Source organism: Asprobacillus argus, from assembly GCF_032248395.1.
Classification (GTDB): Bacteria; Bacteroidota; Bacteroidia; order Flavobacteriales; family Flavobacteriaceae; genus Polaribacter; species Polaribacter argus.
Map to the genome: position 1 here is coordinate 767,149 of NZ_JAVTTO010000001.1, position 19,833 is coordinate 786,981.

Consider the following 19,833-nt stretch of genomic DNA (forward strand, 5'->3'; position numbering starts at 1 on the left):
GGATCACTACGAGGTTTTTACTATAATAGAACTTTTAATTATAGGTCAAATCCAATGTCGACCCCAAGTTTCATTGCAATTAATTTGGTAATTCTTGATTTCACTTCTGGAATTTTTACACTTTCTAAAACGGTGTTTGCAAAGGCATACATTAATAATGCTCTTGCCTCCTTTTTAGGAATTCCACGTTGTTGCATATAAAATAATGCTTGATCATCTAACTGACCAATCGTACAACCATGTGAACACTTCACATCATCTGCAAAGATCTCTAATTGAGGTTTCGCGTTGATGGTAGATTTATCGCTTATCAACACATTATTGTTTTGCTGATAGGCATTTGTTTTTTGTGCTTCTTTGTTTACAACTACCTTTCCGTTAAACACACCTGTAGAACGCTCACCATAGATACCTTTGTAGTCTTGATGGCTTTCACAATTAGGCTCAATATGATGCACTAAAGTATGATGATCTACATGTTGTTTACCTTCAATAATTGTGATTCCTTTTAAAATAGAATCGATGCCTTCTCCTTTTTGATAGAAGTTCAGGTTATTTCTAGTAATATTTCCACCAAAAGAAAAGGTGTGCACAGAGCAAATACTTTGTGTTTGTTGCTCTATGTACGTATTATCAATTAACGAAGCATTGGTATGGTCATTTTGGATCTTGTAGTAATCTACTGTAGCATCTTTGTCCACAAAGATTTCTGTAACCGCGTTTGTAAGTACAGCGTTCTCTGTTAAGCTTTGATGGCGCTCAATAATTTGTACATGAGCGTTCTGATCAACAACAATTAGGTTTCTGGGCTGCAACATAGTAGCATCATCAGATCCCGTTGTAAAATTGATAATCTGGATCGGTTTCTGAACCTCTTTGTTTTTTGGAATATGGATAAATGCTCCTTCTTTAGCAAAGGCAGTATTCAAAGATGTCATATTATCTTCTTTGGCAGCTTTATTAAAGTACTTTTTAATTACAGATTTGTATTTGGCCTTTGTCAATGCCGAAGACATTAAGCAAACATCTACACCATCATGGGTAGTTTCGGATAAAAAAGAACTGTATTTTCCATCAATAAAAACTACTTTAAAAGTATCTATATCATGGATAAAGTACTTTTTAACATCCGCAAGCTCTATAGCTTCTTCTCCATTTGGAAAAATGCTATAATCTTCTTTCAATATTGAGTTTAAAGAAGTGTATTTCCAAGCCTCTAATTTCTTAGTAGGGAAACCAACTTCTTCAAAGTTTTGTAACGCCTTAGATCGAATGGCATGCACATCGTCATTGATGTCCACCCTATTTTCAAAGGCTACATAAGAGGATAGTATTTTTTCTTTTAACTCCATGTTATACTAATTCTTTGATCCAATCGTATCCTTTTTCCTCTAACTCTAATGCTAAAGAAGCATCACCAGTTTTTACTATTTTACCATCATGCAAAACATGGACAAAATCAGGAACGATATACTCTAATAAACGTTGGTAGTGCGTAATCACAACAACTGCATTGTCTTTAGATCGTAACTTATTTACGCCGTTTGCAACAATACGCAACGCATCAATATCCAATCCCGAATCCGTTTCGTCTAAGATAGCCAGTTTTGGCTCTAGCATTGCCATCTGAAAGATCTCATTACGCTTCTTTTCTCCTCCAGAAAACCCTTCATTCAAAGAACGAGATAAGAATTTCCTATCAATAGCTAACAATTCTGATTTTTCACGGATCTTTTTAAGCATATCTTTTGCAGGCATTTCTTCTAAACCTTGTGCTTTACGAGATTCATTGATGGCCGTTTTGATGAAATTTGTAACCGTAACTCCAGGAATCTCAACAGGATATTGAAACGACATGAACACACCAGCATGAGCACGCTCTTCAGGAGCTAATTCGCTAATGTCCTCTTTATTCAGTTCAATGGTTCCTTTAGAAACATCATACTCTTCTTTCCCAGCAACAACGGAAGCCATGGTACTTTTCCCTGCTCCATTCGGTCCCATAATAGCATGCACTTCTCCAGCTTTAACTTCTAAGTTAATTCCTTTTAAGATGGCTTTACCATCAACATTGGCATGTAAATTATCAATCTTTAACATGATCCTTTCTTATTTGTTTTTTAATAATTTTTGTAATCTTTCTAAAGCGATAGGTGAGTGTTGAATGATTACTTCCGCGTTTTTTTCTTTTGCAAAAGCTTCAAATTCATCCATGCTTTTTAATGTTTGTTCCACATCATAATTAAATGAAGGAACTCCTCTAGTTTCTCTATTTTCTTCAAAGTGATATAAGTCACCCGTTAACAGTACTGGGTTTTCTAAACCACTCACTTCAACATATAATACCTGATGCCCAATTGTGTGACCAGGCATAGATTTTATAACTACCGTTCCATCTCCAAAGACATCATGGTCTCCGTTTAGTTTTTTAACTTTCGTTAAATCTTTGATAGCAGGATTTACCTTAGTTGAGTCTCCTGCAAGAAAATTATACTCATTTTCTTGAACCAACCAAGTAGCATCTTTCATATAGTTTGCATGCCCTGTATGGTCAAAATGGTGATGAGACAATGCGAAGTATTTAAAATCTTCAATTTTAAAACCAATGGTCTTTAATTGGTTTATTAAAGAATCTGGCCTCTGAATGGTAAATACACCATTCCCTGTAGTAAAAGGTTCTGGGATTACTAAGTTTTCTGGTAAGCCAGCATCCCACATTAAGTTTCCTTTAGGATGTGAGATTACATAATACCCGTCGGTAAATTGTTTGTTCTGACCCGTATAGGTTGTATCTTGAGAAAAGACCTCTAACTTATTCACCAAAATTGTTCCTCCCACTAAGGCGTACAATTTCACTTCCGCCTTTTTAGGAGTGTCTTTTTTTTCTGATTTACAACTTACAATACTAATTGCAAGCAATAAGAATAGTACTTTCTTCATTGGGTTGGTTTTTAGATTATCCGACACTTCCTTCTAAACTGATTTCTAATAGTTTTTGAGCTTCTACAGCAAACTCCATAGGAAGTTTATTTAAAACCTCTTTACTAAATCCATTAACGATAAGCGCGATGGCTTTTTCAGTGTCTATTCCACGCTGATTGCAATAGAACAATTGATCTTCACCAATTTTACTGGTGGTTGCTTCATGTTCTATCTGCGCAGATTTGTTTTTTGTTTCAATATACGGGAAGGTATGTGCTCCACACTCATTACCCATTAATAAGGAATCACATTGTGAGAAATTTCTGGCATTTTCTGCTCTCGAATTGATTTGTACCAATCCGCGATAGCTATTCTGAGATTTTCCTGCTGATATTCCTTTAGAGATAATTGTTGACCTGGTGTTTTTTCCAAGGTGAATCATCTTCGTTCCTGTATCTGCCTGTTGGAAATTGTTTGTTACTGCAATAGAGTAGAACTCACCAACAGAGTTATTTCCTTTTAAGATACAACTTGGATACTTCCATGTAATCGCAGAACCTGTTTCAACTTGTGTCCAAGAAATCTTAGCATTGTTCTCACACAACCCTCTTTTGGTAACAAAATTAAATACACCACCTTTTCCCGATGCATCACCAGGGAACCAGTTTTGTACGGTTGAATATTTTATTTCAGCATCATCCAATGCGATCAATTCTACCACAGCCGCATGCAATTGGTTTTCGTCTCTTTGAGGAGCTGTACATCCTTCTAAATAAGAAACATAACTACCTTTATCTGCCACCACTAAGGTTCTTTCGAACTGCCCCGTTCCTCCTTCATTAATCCTAAAATAAGTGGATAATTCCATAGGACAACGAACGCCTTTTGGAATGTAACAGAAAGATCCATCAGAAAATACTGCAGAGTTTAGGGCCGCATAAAAATTGTCTGTAGTAGGTACCACAGAACCGATATATTTTTTGACTAATTCAGGATGTTCCTGAATTGCTTCGGAAATAGGCATAAAGATAATTCCTTTCTCCGCTAATGTCTTTTGAAAAGTGGTAGCTACAGAAACAGAGTCCATCACGATATCTACAGCAACATTTGCCAATCTTTTTTGCTCATCTAAAGAAATACCAAGCTTTTCAAAAGTAGCCAATAGATCAGGATCTACTTCATCGAGACTTTCTAATTTAGGTTTCTGTTTTGGAGCCGAGTAGTAGGCAATTTCTTGAAATTCTGGTTTTTTATAGGTTACATTCGCCCATTCCGGCTCTTCCATCTTAGACCATACTCTAAAAGCTTCCAAACGCCATTCAGTCATCCATTCTGGCTCATTCTTCTTTTTAGAAATAGCTATAACAACATCTTCGTTCAGTCCTTTTGCAAAAGTTTCACTTTCTATATCCGTATAAAAACCATATTCGTATTCCTTGGTTTTTAACTCTTCACGTAAATCATCTTCCGTGTACTTACTCATAACGTTTTTATTTATAATGAAAATGATTCACCACAACCACAAGTTCTATTGGCATTCGGATTATTAAACACAAACCCTTTTCCATTCAAACCTCCTGAATATTCTAATGTGGTGCCTATCAAATATAAAAAGCTCTTTTTATCGACGATAATCTTTACTTCATTGTCCTCAAAGAGTTTATCATTCTCTTTTTGTTGATTGTCAAAATCTAAATCATATGATAATCCTGAACAACCTCCACTTTTTACACCCACTCGCACAAAGTCTGTAGTAGCATCAAAACCATCATCGGTCATGAGCTCTATCACTTTTCTTTTCGCTGTATCTGATACTTTGATCATAATTTAAAATAGATTAAATCTAAATAGAGTGCAAATATACGGACAAAATCTAAGATTTATGGTACATGCACTATTAAGAAATTTGATGCAGGTATAACCAGATTCTTTAAGACTAACTATCTTTGCGCCATGATTGAAGATAAGAACCAAGGAAGAACATCATTATCCGAACTAGGAGAGTTTGGATTGATTAACCATTTAACGCAATATTTTAAAATAAAAAACCCAGCAACAGTAAAGGGAGTAGGCGATGACGCTGCTGTTTTAGAAGCTTCTGAAAAGCAAACGTTGGTAACGACTGATTTGCTTATTGAAGGCGTTCATTTTGACTTAAGTTATATGCCTTTAAAACACTTGGGTTATAAAGCGGTGATGGTAAACTTATCTGATGTGTATGCCATGAACGGAGAAGCAGAACAAATTACGGTCTCTATTGCAGTATCTAATAGGTTCACTTTAGAAGCTTTGGAAGCGTTGTATGCTGGAATCCAATTAGCATGTGACACCTACAAAGTGGATTTGGTAGGTGGCGACACAACTTCTTCAAACAAAGGAATTCTAATCTCTGTTACGGCAATAGGAAAGGCAAATAAGGGAGATGTGGTGTACAGAAGTGGCGCTAAAGAAACTGATTTGATCGTGGTTTCTGGTGACTTGGGTGCAGCGTATTTAGGACTTCAAGTACTTGAGAGAGAAAAACAGGTTTTTCAGGTAAATCCAAATAATCAACCAGATTTGGATCAGTATACTTACTTGATAGAAAGACAATTAAAACCAGAAGCAAGAAAAGATGTTCCCGGACTACTAAAAGAATTGGAAGTAAAGCCAACCTCTATGATCGACATCTCTGATGGGTTGTCTTCAGAGATCATGCATGTTTGCTCGCAAAGCAAAAAAGGGTGTAAGATTTATGAAGATAAGATTCCATTAGACCCACAAGTAATTTCTACATGTGAAGAATTCAATTTAGACTCAACCATGATTGCTTTAAGCGGTGGTGAAGATTATGAATTATTGTTTACGGTTTCTATTGATGATTTTGAAAAGGTTAAAGGAAATCCAAATTTCTCCATTATTGGACATATTACTGCCGAGGATCAAGGGATGAATTTAGTGACGAGAGCCAATCAAGAAATTGAGCTAAAAGCACAAGGTTGGAATGCGTTAAAGGAAGAGTAAAAAGCGACTACCTATTGCCTTTTTCCGAATCGTATGTAAATAAAACCACGTTTATTTTATCATTTGATAAAACCTTGTATTTGTAATATACTTTTTTTAGATTTTTAAAAAGTGTTATCGGATTGTAGTGCCATTCTTGCTTGTATTTATAGGGCCAGGTTAATACATTTTGTTCTGGGAAAGACCGTTTCATGATTCCATAATGATCCAAATTTGCGGAGATGTAGGTAGTTTTATTTGCGGCAACCTGACGCTTTATCCTTGCTGTTTCTTTGTTAAGATCTTCTGCGTTTAATTGATACAACCCACTTGGAAGATAATAAGAAGTCCTATATCCATTGAGATGAAACACATCAAGGTTTTCTGGTGTTCTGGACTCAATAATAAATAGTTCTTTTTGCAAGCTTAGGGCACTTCGAATGGAGTCTAGTCGAAGATAAGACATTTGCTTATTTGCCGGAGTTAAATTTTTAAAATCCAACCAAAAATAATGAACAGAAGCATCATCAACAGAAGAAAGATAAGTGCTTAAAGTGAGGCTTATTGACTTGGCAGGAGGATGATTAACATCGAATACACCAGTGTTATCTACAAAAATAACGTCTAGTTCAAACCCCTTGAAAAGGGTACTTACCTCAGCTAGTTTTTCAGTCGAATTTACCCTGTGTACCCACATCTTTTCTCCATATGCATAACGGAATAGTTCATTCTGTTTGTTTACCACAACAAATAATAGGATATATGCAAAAATAAAACCTATCAGAACCCTTTTTCTATTCTTCAGTAAAAACGTCTTCATAATATTTTCCGTTTGAAATGGTTCGTTTACGTTCTACAAATAAAGGGCTTATAATACTTTTATCAGGATTATAACCATCAAAAGTAACATTAGATAGATTGCTCACTGTATGGATTAGACTTTCGAGACTATATTTTCGCGCTGTATCAAGAATAATATCTGGGTTTTCGCCGGTATAACTTTTTGAAAACCAAAGTAAAAAAGGAATATCATGCATGGGCTTAGTGCCTATTTCCTGAGTATGACAGGCCTGGTTTATAGTTTCGTATACGTCTTCTCCATGATCTGAAAAGTATAAGACGTATGATTTGGACTTCAGTTTTTCAACCTCGCTGATAATACTATTTACAATATAATCATTGTACAAAACTGCGTTATCATAATGATTGATACTTCTGTAGGCCAAATCATGATTAAACTTAGTTTTAGGGGTCGACGTGAAAATATCGAATTTCTTTGGGTATCTTTTTAAATACATATTATGAGTACCCATTAAATGAATTACGATTAACTTTTTCTTAGGGTTTTCTTGAAGTGCTTTTTTAAAAGGAAACAGCACTTGTTCATCATACATCACTTCTGACATGTCCGTATAAACACTTTTTTGGCTCTTTTTTGAAATGAGCCGCGTTGAGGTTTCATAGACCCCAATGGGTTTCTGATTAGAGATCCAATAGGTAGTAAATCCTGCTTTATTAAAAAGCTGAATTAAGGTACTATTGTATTTTTTATCGAGATCATCATGATGTAAGGATAGCGCAGCACCCAAAGAAAGTTTTGTATTCGAAAAAGGAGTACTAACATTCTCATAAATGATTAGCTCAGGTTTTCTTTTTTCTAAAAGAGGTGTCGTATTTCGATAATACCCATAAATACCCATATGATGGCTGGTGGTAGATTCGCCAATAATAAGTACGTAGATTTCATTTTTATCAGTTGCTTTATGAACCACATCTTTAAAAGCGCCATGTTCTGTTATGGTGAGTTTGTCCAATTGAGCTCTGTTTGTTTTATAAATAATGAATGCATCTAGAGCTAAGGTTGGTAGAAAATGGGTTTTTAAGGGAATGATCAACAGCATGCAAACGATGGAGCCTATAACACCATAAGCTTTTACCCGTTTGTTTAAATCCAGCTGCAAAACGTAGTAGTTTCTGTAGGTATATAAGAACCCAAAGATGACTGACAAAAGATGCAAGAAAGCCATAATCATTAATTGGGGGCTTAGATATGTTGCTACAAACTCTGATGACTCCCCTTCTGTGGTTTCCAGTACGATGTGTATAGTCGATTCTGTGATCTCATTATTAAAAATGAACCAATGAGCTGCCTCAAAAAAAGCTATAATTGAAAAGAGAAACGATGCAATTAATAAAAAGGCTAAAAACAATTGTTTCTTTCGAATACTATTGTTTAGTAAAATGATGGCTAGAACGCATAAAAAGTAAGCTGCCAATGGTCTTTTTGTAAAATCACCAAAGGATAAATAGGTTATAAACAAAGAAATGAAGGGTACCCACAAGCCTCCTTGTGACAAAAAAATCTTTAAGACCTTAGAGCTAAATAATTTCATCATGTTTATAGCAAAGTACTTATTGAACACTTAAATACATTGCTGCAATTTAAGTTTTATCTTCGAACATGCCTTTATATGATTCGTAATTTTTCTTTCCTAAAGATCTCTCAAAAATGTTTTCAAAGCCTCAGTTAAGGAAGACTTGTTTTCAATATGACTCATATGACCATCATTAAAAACCATTGCCTCTGCATTTGTCTTTTTAACCTCTTCTAAAGAAGTCTCATAATCTAATACAGGGTCTTTTTTGCCTATAATAATCAGCCTTTTAAAGTCGTTTTTTTGTAGGACCTTCATTCTATTTGAGCGAATTCGCATTCCTTCCTGACAAGCAATGTACCCCTGCACAGGTGTTTGTAATGCTTCTTCCAGCGCCATTTTTAGCTCCGATTTAAAAACCGTTCTACTTTTTTCACTAAACAAGTTGGTAAAAGACATACGAACCATGTTTTCAAAATTGTTTTGAACCATTTTATTCGCTCTGGCACGAAGTGTTTTCCGTTCATCGTCATCTGGGAGCGAAGTAGAATTCATTAAACAGAGGCCTTTTATTTTTTCTGGATATTTATCGGCAAAAGCCAACGCCACATATCCTCCCATTGAATGACCAATTAAAGCAATCCTTCTAATCCGTAGATTTTTTAAAACTGCCTTAACAGCTTCTGCCATCAATTCCATGGAGTGCACATAGCCGATAGCTTCTGTACCTCCATGACCTAATAACTCAATTGCGATGACCCTGCGATTTTTAGAAAGTACTGGAATAACATCTTTCCACATCATATTATTTTCCAAGAAGCCGTGTAATAAGACAACCACGGAACCTTTCCCCGTATCTGAAAATGAAATCTTGCTATTTTTAAAAAGGACAGTCTTTTGCATGTTACAAAAATATGTATCTTTCGAAACCTATCGGGTAAAGAAATCATGTTAATAGTATCTTTTTTAAAATAAAACCAAGAATGCGGAAGAACAAAGAAGTTTGGATCACAGGTTTTGCATTGTTTTCTCTTTTTTTTGGAGCAGGAAACCTCTTATTACCACCTTTATTGGGGTATAAAGCAGGAGGTCAGTGGTTTTGGGTAGCTGTAGGGTTTATGATTACGGCTGTTGTGATTCCCGTTATTGGAATTTTAGCACATGCGAAACTTCAAGGAACGATGTATGATTTTGGGAAGAAAGTATCTCCAATATTTAGTATTGTGTATTGTGTAATCGTTTATATGATATCCATTGCAATTCCATCACCAAGAACAGCCTCTGCCACACACGAGGTTGCTATTCACCCATTCTTTGAAACAAGCTCATTGCTTACTAGTAGTATTTATTTTGCGCTGGTATTTGTATTTGTGCTAAATCGATCTAAGATACTCAACTTTATAGGAAAATTCTTAACACCACTTATTGTGATGATCTTGTTTTTAGTCATTGGAATTGGACTTTTTTCCAGTGAAATGATGATGAATCCAAGCGCTTTTGAGACTCCTCTTGTAATGGGGGTTTTAGAAGGCTATCAAACCTTTGATGCGATTGGTGCTGTAGTCGTTGGAGGGGTAGTTATCATATCCTTACAATTGAAAGGACAAGGTTCTTCTTTAGAAAGACGCAGTCTGATTCGGAAATCTGGATTTATTGCAGGTTTAGGACTATTTATCATGTATGCAGGATTGATCGCTGTTGGGGCTTTTTTCGGGTCAGAGATCTTTGTAGATGGATCTTTAAGTAGCGACATGCAACGCGCCAATTTGTTGACCGGAATTAGTATGGCTACTTTAGGAAATATTGGGAACGTCTTTTTAAGTGTGCTAATTGCCCTGTCTTGTTTTACAACGGCAGTTGGAATTGTAACTGGAACTGCAGACTATTTTAAAGGATTGTTTAATAACTCCCCTAAAGCATATACCATTACAGCGATTATTGGTTGTTTAGCTGGTATTCTGGTTGGTCAAATGAATTTTCATGATATTATCGTAGTTGCATTGCCCATTTTAATGTTTATCTATCCGATTACCATCGTGTTAATATTCTTAAATGTACTTCCAGAGAAGCATGCAAGCCCAACAATTTTTAGAGCTGTAGTGCTTGTGACATTCGTGTTTAGTATTCCAGATTTCTTAGGGTTTATTATTGAGAAGGAAAGTTTAGCACCTATTCAAAACCTGATTCCTTTTTCGAAGAACCACTTTGGATGGATACTCCCTGCAATATTAGTTTTTGTTTTAGTGAATGGTTTTAAAAAAATTACGACTAAAACATCAGCATAAAAGATTGTAATGGCCATTCAGGATATCGAGAAATACACCTTTAACGATACATTTTCATTAAGCATTGTAGATTTTGACCAGGCATGTGTAGTGCACAAGCAAGAGCAAATAGATGCCTATAATATCTATTGGATCAAAGAAGGAAAAGGAACCTATACTATTGACTTTAAAAGCTATTCTTTTGATGGAAATGTACTGTTTTTTCTGTCACCTGGTCAGGTGTTCTCTATTGATTCTGATGATATAAAAGAAGCTTATCGATTGACCTTTGTACGAGATTTTTATTGTATTCAGACACACGATAAAGAAGTTGCTTGTAATGGTGTATTATTCAATAATGTATATGATACTCCATTTATTGAACCCTGTGAAAGTGATACACAAAAGCTCAGTTTTATCTTAGAAAGCTTGATTGAAGAGTTCAAACAAGAAGAAACCGCACAATACGATATGCTACAAACTTATTTGAAGCAATTCATCATTCATTCAGTTCGCATTCAAAAGGAACACTACTCAATGAAAGAGGATGTCGAAAGTAAACTCTTCAAAGAATTCAGTGTTTTAGTGGAGTTCAATTTTAGGAAACTACATTCCGTAACAGATTACGCGACTCGATTAGGAGTCTCTCCGAAATCTTTAACCAAACACTTTCAAAAGATCGGAACGGAAACACCGAGCGACTTTATTAAAGGAAGGGTTATGTTGGAAGCAAAACGAAAGTTGATCTATACCGACGATTCTGTAAAAGAAATAGCCTTCGATCTTGGCTTTAACGACCCTGCCTATTTTACGCGATTTTTCAAAAAAACAGCTGGAAAATCGCCATTACAATTCAAAAAAGACTTCTAAGAAAGGTGCTGTCCAAGCACTAGGAACTTTTGTCCATTTTTAAGACCTGACTTCCATCGCATCTTTGTACCATAATTCAAAACCAACGATTATGAGCACACAAGAAAATTATCAATGTCCAAACTGTTGGGGGTATCAAACCTACGACGAGAAGAACCCAGATCAACAGTTGTGTGAATGCACAAAAGAAAATCAATAATTAATAATAAAGTCAACATAAAAAATAGAAATTATGAGTACAAGAATTGAAACCTTGAATCCAGAAACGACCACAGGAAAATCAAAAGAATTGTTTGATGCAGTTCAAAATAAATTGGGATTTATTCCAAATCTGATTAAAGTATTTGGAAACTCTCCAGCAACATTACAAAGTTACTTAAGCTTAGGAGAGTTAACCGCAAGTGGAAATTTCAGTAACAAATTTAGAGAACAACTAGCATTAGCAATTGCAGAAGAGAACTCGTGTAACTACTGCTTATCTGCACATACTGCTATCGGAAAAATGAACGGATTAACTGATGAGCAAACGGAAGAAAGTCGTCAAGGAATTGCTGGTGATGCAAAAGCGCAAGCAGGATTACAATTTGCACAAGATGTAACCAGAAATAGAGGGCAAGTATCATCAGAAGCTATACAAGCAGTTAAAAATGTAGGATATACAGATGGAGATATTTTAGAAATCGTTTTAAACGTGGTTTCTAATACTTTAACCAATTATGTAAACCACATTGCAGAAACTGTAGTGGATTTTCCAAGCGTAGAAGCGGGAAAGTTTGCAGTAGCACAATAAATAAAAAACAAATTTTAAATCAAGAACATGAAAAAAGTAATAGCGATCATCGTATTATTTGTGGGGTTTGCATTTAGTGCAAACGCTCAAAAGGTAAAAACAGTAGCCTTAGAACAAACAAAAGGAGAATTTACCCAAAAGAAAATTACCTTATCTGAAGGAACGTACATTTTTGAAATTTCAAACAATAATGTAGGGCACAATGTAGGGTTTGTATTAGCGCCAAAATCAGATGTTAAAAAGCATATTAAAAATGCTTATGTAACAAAACCAGTTGCTAATAATTCTAAGTCTACTTCTAACAAAGTGACATTAAAAAAAGGAGAATATGTTTATTTCTGTCCGTTAAATCCGACACCACAATACACACTAGTGGTAGAATAATTTTATCGGGGTTTACCTTTGAAGCGGGCAGTGATGCCCGCTTTTTTACTTTTTGAATTTGATGTTCTTAAACTTGGCGGCTGCATTTGGCTCTAACATAAGATCGAAGGTGTATTTTTTATTAGTTACGCTATCCTTAACAATCAGTTCCATTTCGGCACCATAAGACGTCACCTGATTGTACTTAAAGTAATTAGAACGAGGCCATTTTTTATAACGCTTCAGAACCTTTTTTACCATCTTTTCTCCGCAATGCGTTTTTACAAAATCATCGATAGACATTTTATTCGAAAGCAGATCGAGCAGTCCTCCTATTCGATCGTATTTTAATTTGTTAGGCAAACCCCATTTATTTCGATCCCCTTTATCCGTTTTGATTACCTCACTTTCATCTTTGTTTTCATCTGCAAACTCGCCAGGAATAATGGAAGCCACGTCAAACCCAAACCCTAAAATCATGAGTTTTCGGATCATACGTTCGTCCTCCCCTTCTTTGTTATTGTTTGAAGCAAAAAGTAGGTATTGATTCTTCGATTTTATTCCGAAGGTAAAGGCCACAAAACCAAGATCACCACCTCCAGCAGATCCGACATATTCTGAGGAAATATGATCTGAATATTTATACTTCTTAGCCAATTTTCCGAATGCGGGATTGGATGTTTCTAAAGAAACGATATACTTGTTTCCCAGATAAAGATCTTTTAAGGTTCCTGACATTCCGCCATTTCCGATTAGCGCTCCTGGATTTCTTGGCCAATAGAAAGCACTATTTTCTTTTCCGAAACTACCTCTACCATATCCAACGGCTACCTCTTCGGGGGCTCCCCATAAAGGACTACTGTAAAAATCGGCTTTTGAAGTTTTGGCTGGTTGTAATATATACTCTTGAACAGCTTTATCGAATGATTTCCCAGATACTGTTTCAGCGAGATAAGCCAAAACTGTATACCCTGAATTAGAATAACTGTCTCCAGAACCAGGTTCGAACTTTAGCTTTTGTTCAAAAATATACGCTAAAGCCTCCTTTCTAGGCATTGGAAAAAGATCATTGGGATACCCTTTGTATTTTTCTTTGAGTTTAGGGTCCAAATCATGATACTCGCCCAATCCGGAAGTATGCTTTAATAAATGCCCAATAGTGATGCCTTGCTTATCTTCAGGAATATCTTCAAAATACTTTGAGATCTTATCTGAAGTATTCAGCTTCCCTTCAGTTTCCAACAATAAGATCAAAGCCAATGTATAATCCTTGACAATAGAACCGTATGGGTATACAATACCCTTATGACTTTTGATCTGCTTTTCTTTATTGGCAAATCCTATGCTTTTTTCATACAAAACCTTGTCATTTTCCATTAGTAAAAAACTTCCAAATATGCCTTGTTTTTCCAAGGTGTTAACGTAGTTGTCTAAGGCCACTAAATCTCTTCCGGTTTTTGCAGGAACATCAGTATTTGCATTTTGTCCGCAACTCGTAAAAAAGAAAAAGTAAAACAGCATTGCTGCGATTGATCGTAATTTCATAATTCATAATTTATTGTTAATGATTTTTAAAATTATGTTGGTTCTGGTAACTTTGTGAGAAACAGATGTCCTTTTAATGTCCTAATTATGAATACTTCTTTAAAGATTACTGATGTTGTTTCGGTATTGCAAGATGAAAACCTGATACTCATCAGAAATAAAAAAGAGATCAAGAGTATTAAGATTGAGCCTCAATTAACACAATTGTTATCGGAGTTGATTCGGTTTAAAGATCAGGTCATTACTAAGCAACAGTTGATTGATCGTATTTGGAATGGAAATGTTTTTGTGGGTGGAAATGCCTTGCGTAAAAACATTTATAAACTCAGAGCCTTGATCAAAGAACACGACCTGGAAGAAGAGTTATCTATTATGACGATTCCTAAAAAAGGATATAAATTAATGATACTTACTTCTAATAAAACCTTTTTCAAATCACCTAGAAAATGGATGGTATACGCTGCGGCTTCAGCCATCTTGTTATTGGTAGCTTTGCGTGTATTTTCAGAAGATAATGTTGACTTTGTCAAAGATCAAAGAATGTTAGTACAAGAAGATATTGAGGTAGAAGAGGTGCTGTATAAATAAAAACCAGTCTAAGACTGGTTCATAATATTTTCAATCTCGTCGACTTCTATAGGAATGTCTCCCATCAAATTAAATGGCGCTCCACTTTCCTGAATCACCACATCATCCTCCAAGCGAACACCAAAGCCTTCTTCTGGAATATAGATTCCTGGTTCTACGGTAAAGACCATGTTCGGTTGCATAGGCTCATGCAATAAGCCATAATCATGAGTATCTAAACCAATATGATGTGAAGTTCCATGCATAAAGTACTTTTTATAAGCCGGCCAATTAGGATCTTCATTTTGAACATCGGCTTTATCGATCAAACCTAGACCAAGTAATTCTGAAGTCATGATATTTCCGACCTCCACATGGTATTCTTCCCATAATGCTCCTGGCACTAATAGCTTAGTAGCTTCTTCTTTTACTCTGTTTACAGCATTATACACATCTTTTTGCCTATCTGTAAATCGACCTGAAACAGGGATTGTTCTAGACATATCCGAAGAGTAGTTGGCATACTCAGCTCCTACATCTAATAAAATCAAGTCTCCCGCTTTACACTGCTGGTTGTTTTCTATGTAATGCAATACATTGGCATTATTTCCTGAGGCAATAATTGGCGTATATGCAAACCCTTTAGATCTGTTTCGTAAAAACTCATGGATAAACTCAGCCTCAATTTCGTATTCCCAAACATCTGGTTGTACAAAATTTAATATTCTTCTAAACCCTTTGTTAGTAATATTACAAGCATGTTGCATCAAATCCAATTCAATTTGATTCTTTACAGATCGCAATCGTTGTAAGATCGGGTTGCTCTTAGCTACTGAGTGAGCAGGATACTTGCCCAATAACCATTTGGTAAAACGATCTTCTCTAGTTTCCGTTTCAACATTGGCTCTGTAATGTTCATTGGTATTAATATACACAGTGTCACATTGTGTCATTAATTCAAACAGCACCTTTTCCATATCCTGTAACCAATACACCGTTTGAATACCACTTGTTGCTAATGCTGCTTCTTTAGTTAGTTTTTCTCCTTCCCAAACCGCAATGTGCTCATTGGTTTCTTTTAAAAACAGGATTTCTCTGTGTTTTTGTTTTGGACAGTCAGGAAATAGTACTAAAACACTTTCCTCTTGATCTACACCACTTAAATAGAAAATATCTCGGTGCTGTTCAAAGGGCATAGTGCTGTCTGCGCTTACAGGATAAATATCATTCGAATTAAAAACGGCTAAACTATTAGGCTTCATTTTAGATGTAAACCCATTTCTATTTTTGATAAAAAGCTGCGAATTGATTCTGTGATATTTCATTGTTTTTGGTATTAGAATTTTGATCTTCTCAAAAATAAAGAAAACATCGGTTTTAAAATGTAGCCAAATGGCGCTATTTTATATTTTTACGAATACGGGTCATATGTCTTTTAGAAATACCCAAAAAGGAAGCCAGATAATGTAGAGGTACTTCCAATAATAATTTCGGCTCATTCTCCAACAATTTTTTATAGCGTTCTTCAGGAGTAAGTGTTAAAAGATCAATACGATAATCGTCTATTAAAAAGATCTGCCGTTCTATTAGATTGAAGTAAAATTGATGAAAAGCGCGATTATTTTTGACTAAGGCGTTAAATGTAGTAAGATCGATGCTCAATAAGGAACAATCACTCAATGCTTTAATGCTTTTTCGAGAAGGAGTTTGCTGTAGGAAACTTTTTAAAGCAGAAGTACATGAATTTTTTAATCCCAGGTAGGTTGTTTTTTCCTCTTCATCAATTTCGATAGCATGTTGTAAAACCCCGCTTTGTATATAGCAGAAGGTAGTACAGACCTTTCCCTTTTGAGCTAGAAATTCGTTTCTGCGAAGCTTTATAGGAACAAAGACATCTACGATCTCTGGAATATAAGATTCCAAAGATGTATCATCGATGATTGCAGACAAATACTGTTGAAAGTCCGACTTTGACGCTTCCATGAATCATGAATATTTTTGATAAAAATACACTATCTACGTCTATTTCTTCTGGACCTACCTCTATTTTTGTTTGAAGATGTTGTTCTGTCGTTTCTCTTTGATTTTGATCTAGTGTGCTTTGTGTTTGAGTTTTTTTCTGTTGACTTAGATCTAGAGTTCTTCTTTTTTTGAGTGGCTGCTCTTTTAGGAGCTGTTGTATCTGTAGGTTCAAATCCTTCAATTACAGTGCTAGGCAGCTTCAATCCTAGTAGTTTTTCAATTTCTTTTTGATATTCAGTTTCTTCACTACATACTAAAGAAATGGCGTCTCCGCTAGCTCCTGCTCGACCTGTACGACCAATTCTGTGTACATAATCTTCTGGAACATTAGGTAGTTCAAAATTGATTACATGAGGTAATAAAGGAATGTCTAAACCACGAGCAGCAATGTCTGTAGCAACTAATACACGGATGTCATTACTTTTAAAATTCGATAAGGCTTTTGTACGCGCTCCTTGACTTTTATTCCCATGAATAGCAGCTGCAGAAATACCTCCTTTGATCAATTTTTGGGTAAGCTTGTTAGCTCCATGCTTAGTTCTTGTAAAAATCAAGACTTGACTCCAATTACCTTCCTTTATTAAATTGGTTACGACAGCAGTTTTTTTGCTCTTATCTACGGTATATACTTTATGATTTACCTTTTCGGCGGTTGTGTTTTCTGGAGTAGCTTCAATAGCAACAGGTTTTCTTAAGATCCCTTGTGCTAGTTTTTTAATGTCTTTAGAAAATGTAGCTGAGAATAGTAAGTTTTGACGTTTGTGGGGCATTAAACTAATGATCTTGTTGATATCTCTAACAAAACCCATATCTAACATCCGATCTGCCTCGTCTAAAACAAAAACGTTTATCCTTTTAAAGGAAACAACTTGACGGTCATGCAAATCCAAAAGTCTACCCGGTGTAGCAATTAAAATATCGACACCTTTTCGTAAAACAGCTATTTGTGCAGCTGGCTTCACACCTCCAAAAATAACAGCCGACTTAACGTTCAAATGAGCGCCATATTCTCGAACGTTTTCATGTACCTGTGCTGCTAATTCTCTTGTTGGAGTTAAGATTAATGCTCTAATTGGACGATATTTTGGATGTTTTGTCTCCGCTAAATATTGTAATACGGGCAACGTGAATCCAGCTGTTTTTCCCGTTCCTGTTTGAGCAGAAGCTAATACATCTCGCCCTTCTAAAATAACAGGAATGGCTTTTTCTTGTATTGGAGAGGGTTTTGTATACCCTTTTTCTTTAACTGCTTTTTGCAAAGCATTAGACAATCCTAAATCTCTAAATGTCATATGTTCTATTTAAGAAAAAATGAATACAGCTTTTCTTTTATGGAACTGCAAAGGTACATTGATTAATTGGTAGGAGTTTCTTATTTATGAAGAATAAAAAAAGGCTCTCACTATGAGAGCCCTTCTTAATTTGTTTAATTAGAGTTATTTTTTCTTGAGTAGCCCGGCTATAAATAACACGACTACGGCACCAATAACACCAGTAATTAAATCTCCTAGAATTCCATCAGCGATGGAAACTCCTAAAAGTCCGAATAACCAATTTCCAACGATACCACCAATGATACCAAGAATAATGTTAACAAGTGCTCCAAAACCGCCGCCCTTCATTAATTTGCCAGCTATCCAACCAGCAGCTGCACCAATAAGTAAAGCATACAATAAGCCCATAATTTTTAAAATTTAATTAGTTAATAGACTGTAATGTAATAAATTAATGTCAATGCAGATAGCAATTGTTTATAACTTATGGCTAATGTTAATTTGTGAAAACGGTATTTTATTGATCTCTATTTGGAACAATACTCTCATTTATAGGCAACATGATTTGATAGTCATAGCCAAAAATTAATTTTTTCAACTTGTGGTAATCACCATTACTTGGAAGGACAATACTTCCATCTAAAAGTGCCTTTCTTATGCTCTTTAAATTGATGATGACCCACTCGTTTTCTTTAGCTAATTTGGTAAATATTGCATACCTCCCGTATGATCTTTTGTACTTCTCTAGGTTATTTTGAATACCATTTTTTGTTTTAGAAAAAGGAACCCATGTGTTTATAGTAGTGCTTACCGTTCCATTTTTTTGCCCTAACTCTTCTGTCAAGTTTCCAATGTCAAAAGCACCATTTGAGATGAGCTTGGAAGCATGTAGGCTGCCAATCTTCGTAAATACTTTTGGCTCTTTTTCACTTTTAAGTGCTTTCTTAAAGTGCGCCATAAAGTTGTTTCGCATATAGCTGATTCGATCTACATGAGAATCGTTTCTCCATCGTATATAGATGTCCCAGCTTACCTTTAAGTTCTCAATAATCTCTTGGGCTGCAAGATTTGTTTTTTTGAAGGCATTGAAGAAATTGTTTACTGCTTTTTCTTTAACAATCAAACCATAAGCTCCATCATTCTTTTTTGCAAACTCATCTAAAAAATGCTTGTACATAATTTGCATAGCCCCTTTTTTTAACTGCGTTAATTTTCCGTAGTTCGGGCTACCTTTTACTGTTGTCATAAGTTCATCTAACAAAAAGAAAGTGCTATAGTAATATTCCTGATCGATACCCCAAAGCTCCATGTTGTTCATACGCGCCGCTTGTAAAAATTCTGCATCGCTAACACCTGCAAAGAAGGGAATAGGCTCTGCAGTTTCACTTCCTTGAGAAACAGTATATTTAGTATTGAATGCTCTGATGTTTTCGACAGTTTTTTCTGCGGGAATAGAGAGTTCTGTTAGTTTTTTAGCAGAAGAAGGACCAACCTCAATGGCAAAATATTTGAAGTTTGCCTTTTTTAATAAAGGCATAAAAGACTTTATTAACAAGGATACTTGTTTGGAGTTATGTGTTTCTCCATAGGTAATGAATTGCGAAGAATTGATCATTTTTTTAATCATTTTTCGCCCTTTTCCATTAATTTTCCCGTTTTCAACTGTAAAATATGCTGCATGTTTTTGAATGTGTGCTGTGGACAGTATTTGCGGGTTATGCTCTTTTTGAGCGTTGACACAATTGGCAAGACACATTGTTAGAATGAGTAAGATTAGACGTTTCATTTGTTTCTGATTTTAAATTACTATTAAATATTAGCGCAATGTTATTTCAAACGCTTCACAATTTCCTCGGTTA

At 35.4% G+C, this 19,833-nt stretch carries 20 protein-coding genes; 6 read left to right on the forward strand and 14 right to left on the reverse strand.

The window, feature by feature from the left end; genetic code table 11:
- Positions 1-38: 38 nt before the first annotated feature.
- From sufD to RQM59_RS03460, 5 genes are read right to left on the reverse strand one after another with little or no spacing between them, the layout of a single operon-like run.
- On the reverse strand, positions 39-1,352 hold the full coding sequence (gene sufD, locus RQM59_RS03440) for a Fe-S cluster assembly protein SufD (RefSeq protein WP_349240662.1): 1,314 nt from the start codon (positions 1,350-1,352) through the stop codon (positions 39-41).
- A gap of 1 nt (position 1,353) precedes the next feature.
- Positions 1,354-2,100 (reverse strand): Fe-S cluster assembly ATPase SufC, encoded by a 747-nt coding sequence (gene sufC / locus RQM59_RS03445; RefSeq protein WP_349240663.1) that lies wholly within the window; start codon positions 2,098-2,100, stop codon positions 1,354-1,356.
- Between the two features lie 9 nt (positions 2,101-2,109).
- On the reverse strand, positions 2,110-2,940 hold the full coding sequence (locus RQM59_RS03450) for an N-acyl homoserine lactonase family protein (RefSeq protein ID WP_349240664.1): 831 nt from the start codon (positions 2,938-2,940) through the stop codon (positions 2,110-2,112).
- Positions 2,941-2,956: 16 nt separating this feature from the next.
- Positions 2,957-4,405, reverse strand: coding sequence for a Fe-S cluster assembly protein SufB (sufB, locus tag RQM59_RS03455; RefSeq protein ID WP_349240665.1), 1,449 nt, complete (start codon positions 4,403-4,405; stop codon positions 2,957-2,959).
- Between the two features lie 11 nt (positions 4,406-4,416).
- Positions 4,417-4,746, reverse strand: a complete 330-nt coding sequence (locus tag RQM59_RS03460; RefSeq protein WP_349240666.1) for a HesB/IscA family protein — start codon at positions 4,744-4,746, stop codon at positions 4,417-4,419.
- 129 nt (positions 4,747-4,875) lie between these two features.
- On the opposite strand from RQM59_RS03460, the gene thiL reads away from it, so the two are divergent.
- Positions 4,876-5,925 (forward strand): thiamine-phosphate kinase, encoded by a 1,050-nt coding sequence (gene thiL / locus RQM59_RS03465; RefSeq protein WP_349240667.1) that lies wholly within the window; start codon positions 4,876-4,878, stop codon positions 5,923-5,925.
- A gap of 7 nt (positions 5,926-5,932) precedes the next feature.
- Here thiL and RQM59_RS03470 read toward each other — a convergent pair whose 3' ends face one another.
- From RQM59_RS03470 to RQM59_RS03480, 3 genes are all read right to left on the reverse strand, one after another.
- Complete coding sequence (locus RQM59_RS03470) at positions 5,933-6,724, reverse strand: hypothetical protein (RefSeq protein WP_349240668.1); 792 nt, start codon at positions 6,722-6,724, stop codon at positions 5,933-5,935.
- Positions 6,699-8,300, reverse strand: a complete 1,602-nt coding sequence (locus RQM59_RS03475; protein WP_349240669.1) for a sulfatase-like hydrolase/transferase — start codon at positions 8,298-8,300, stop codon at positions 6,699-6,701. Before RQM59_RS03475 ends, RQM59_RS03470 begins: the two co-directional genes overlap by 26 nt.
- A gap of 96 nt (positions 8,301-8,396) precedes the next feature.
- A complete protein-coding gene (locus RQM59_RS03480; protein WP_349240670.1) occupies positions 8,397-9,182 on the reverse strand; it encodes an alpha/beta fold hydrolase in 786 nt (261 codons plus the stop codon).
- An 80-nt stretch (positions 9,183-9,262) separates the two neighbouring features.
- Between RQM59_RS03480 and brnQ the strand changes: the two genes are divergently transcribed.
- From brnQ to RQM59_RS03500, 4 genes are all read left to right on the forward strand, one after another.
- Positions 9,263-10,564, forward strand: a complete 1,302-nt coding sequence (gene brnQ / locus RQM59_RS03485) for a branched-chain amino acid transport system II carrier protein (protein WP_349240671.1) — start codon at positions 9,263-9,265, stop codon at positions 10,562-10,564.
- Positions 10,565-10,573: 9 nt separating this feature from the next.
- Positions 10,574-11,413, forward strand: coding sequence for a helix-turn-helix domain-containing protein (locus tag RQM59_RS03490; RefSeq protein WP_349240672.1), 840 nt, complete (start codon positions 10,574-10,576; stop codon positions 11,411-11,413).
- 232 nt (positions 11,414-11,645) lie between these two features.
- Complete coding sequence (locus RQM59_RS03495; protein WP_349240673.1) at positions 11,646-12,203, forward strand: carboxymuconolactone decarboxylase family protein; 558 nt, start codon at positions 11,646-11,648, stop codon at positions 12,201-12,203.
- Positions 12,204-12,230: 27 nt separating this feature from the next.
- Positions 12,231-12,587: a cupredoxin domain-containing protein gene (locus RQM59_RS03500; RefSeq protein ID WP_349240674.1), complete on the forward strand. Its 357-nt coding sequence runs from the start codon at positions 12,231-12,233 to the stop codon at positions 12,585-12,587.
- 45 nt (positions 12,588-12,632) lie between these two features.
- Here the strand turns inward: RQM59_RS03500 and RQM59_RS03505 are convergent, their stop codons facing one another.
- A complete protein-coding gene (locus RQM59_RS03505; RefSeq protein ID WP_349240675.1) occupies positions 12,633-14,111 on the reverse strand; it encodes a serine hydrolase domain-containing protein in 1,479 nt (492 codons plus the stop codon).
- A gap of 87 nt (positions 14,112-14,198) precedes the next feature.
- Between RQM59_RS03505 and RQM59_RS03510 the strand changes: the two genes are divergently transcribed.
- Complete coding sequence (locus RQM59_RS03510; RefSeq protein WP_349240676.1) at positions 14,199-14,699, forward strand: winged helix-turn-helix domain-containing protein; 501 nt, start codon at positions 14,199-14,201, stop codon at positions 14,697-14,699.
- An 8-nt stretch (positions 14,700-14,707) separates the two neighbouring features.
- Here the strand turns inward: RQM59_RS03510 and RQM59_RS03515 are convergent, their stop codons facing one another.
- The 5 genes from RQM59_RS03515 to RQM59_RS03535 form a co-directional block, all read right to left on the reverse strand.
- Positions 14,708-16,003: an aminopeptidase P family protein gene (locus RQM59_RS03515; protein WP_349240677.1), complete on the reverse strand. Its 1,296-nt coding sequence runs from the start codon at positions 16,001-16,003 to the stop codon at positions 14,708-14,710.
- A gap of 73 nt (positions 16,004-16,076) precedes the next feature.
- Positions 16,077-16,661, reverse strand: coding sequence for a Crp/Fnr family transcriptional regulator (locus RQM59_RS03520; protein WP_349240678.1), 585 nt, complete (start codon positions 16,659-16,661; stop codon positions 16,077-16,079).
- Between the two features lie 29 nt (positions 16,662-16,690).
- Entirely contained in the window at positions 16,691-17,992 is a 1,302-nt protein-coding gene (locus tag RQM59_RS03525; RefSeq protein WP_349240679.1) for a DEAD/DEAH box helicase, read from the reverse strand.
- 144 nt (positions 17,993-18,136) lie between these two features.
- Positions 18,137-18,382: a GlsB/YeaQ/YmgE family stress response membrane protein gene (locus tag RQM59_RS03530; protein ID WP_349240680.1), complete on the reverse strand. Its 246-nt coding sequence runs from the start codon at positions 18,380-18,382 to the stop codon at positions 18,137-18,139.
- A 109-nt stretch (positions 18,383-18,491) separates the two neighbouring features.
- The gene (locus tag RQM59_RS03535) at positions 18,492-19,760 is read right to left on the reverse strand and encodes a hypothetical protein (protein ID WP_349240681.1); all 1,269 of its coding nucleotides are present in this window, start codon (positions 19,758-19,760) and stop codon (positions 18,492-18,494) included.
- Between the last annotated feature and the right edge of the window lie 73 nt (positions 19,761-19,833).

Excerpts from the sequence above, each read along its gene's own strand:
- RQM59_RS03530 (WP_349240680.1), bottom strand. The coding sequence starts at position 18,382 with ATGGGCTTATTGTATGCTTTACTTATTGGTGCAGCTGCTGGTTGGATA.
- RQM59_RS03505 (WP_349240675.1), bottom strand. The coding sequence starts at position 14,111 with ATGAAATTACGATCAATCGCAGCAATGCTGTTTTACTTTTTCTTTTTT.
- thiL (WP_349240667.1), top strand. The coding sequence starts at position 4,876 with ATGATTGAAGATAAGAACCAAGGAAGAACATCATTATCCGAACTAGGA.
- RQM59_RS03500 (WP_349240674.1), top strand. The coding sequence starts at position 12,231 with ATGAAAAAAGTAATAGCGATCATCGTATTATTTGTGGGGTTTGCATTT.
- RQM59_RS03490 (WP_349240672.1), top strand. The coding sequence starts at position 10,574 with ATGGCCATTCAGGATATCGAGAAATACACCTTTAACGATACATTTTCA.
- RQM59_RS03475 (WP_349240669.1), bottom strand. The coding sequence starts at position 8,300 with ATGATGAAATTATTTAGCTCTAAGGTCTTAAAGATTTTTTTGTCACAA.
- brnQ (WP_349240671.1), top strand. The coding sequence starts at position 9,263 with ATGCGGAAGAACAAAGAAGTTTGGATCACAGGTTTTGCATTGTTTTCT.
- RQM59_RS03450 (WP_349240664.1), bottom strand. The coding sequence starts at position 2,940 with ATGAAGAAAGTACTATTCTTATTGCTTGCAATTAGTATTGTAAGTTGT.
- RQM59_RS03480 (WP_349240670.1), bottom strand. The coding sequence starts at position 9,182 with ATGCAAAAGACTGTCCTTTTTAAAAATAGCAAGATTTCATTTTCAGAT.
- RQM59_RS03525 (WP_349240679.1), bottom strand. The coding sequence starts at position 17,992 with ATGACATTTAGAGATTTAGGATTGTCTAATGCTTTGCAAAAAGCAGTT.
- RQM59_RS03495 (WP_349240673.1), top strand. The coding sequence starts at position 11,646 with ATGAGTACAAGAATTGAAACCTTGAATCCAGAAACGACCACAGGAAAA.
- RQM59_RS03515 (WP_349240677.1), bottom strand. The coding sequence starts at position 16,003 with ATGAAATATCACAGAATCAATTCGCAGCTTTTTATCAAAAATAGAAAT.
- RQM59_RS03520 (WP_349240678.1), bottom strand. The coding sequence starts at position 16,661 with ATGGAAGCGTCAAAGTCGGACTTTCAACAGTATTTGTCTGCAATCATC.
- RQM59_RS03510 (WP_349240676.1), top strand. The coding sequence starts at position 14,199 with ATGAATACTTCTTTAAAGATTACTGATGTTGTTTCGGTATTGCAAGAT.
- RQM59_RS03470 (WP_349240668.1), bottom strand. The coding sequence starts at position 6,724 with ATGAAGACGTTTTTACTGAAGAATAGAAAAAGGGTTCTGATAGGTTTT.
- sufC (WP_349240663.1), bottom strand. The coding sequence starts at position 2,100 with ATGTTAAAGATTGATAATTTACATGCCAATGTTGATGGTAAAGCCATC.
- sufD (WP_349240662.1), bottom strand. The coding sequence starts at position 1,352 with ATGGAGTTAAAAGAAAAAATACTATCCTCTTATGTAGCCTTTGAAAAT.
- RQM59_RS03535 (WP_349240681.1), bottom strand. The coding sequence starts at position 19,760 with ATGAAACGTCTAATCTTACTCATTCTAACAATGTGTCTTGCCAATTGT.
- sufB (WP_349240665.1), bottom strand. The coding sequence starts at position 4,405 with ATGAGTAAGTACACGGAAGATGATTTACGTGAAGAGTTAAAAACCAAG.
- RQM59_RS03460 (WP_349240666.1), bottom strand. The coding sequence starts at position 4,746 with ATGATCAAAGTATCAGATACAGCGAAAAGAAAAGTGATAGAGCTCATG.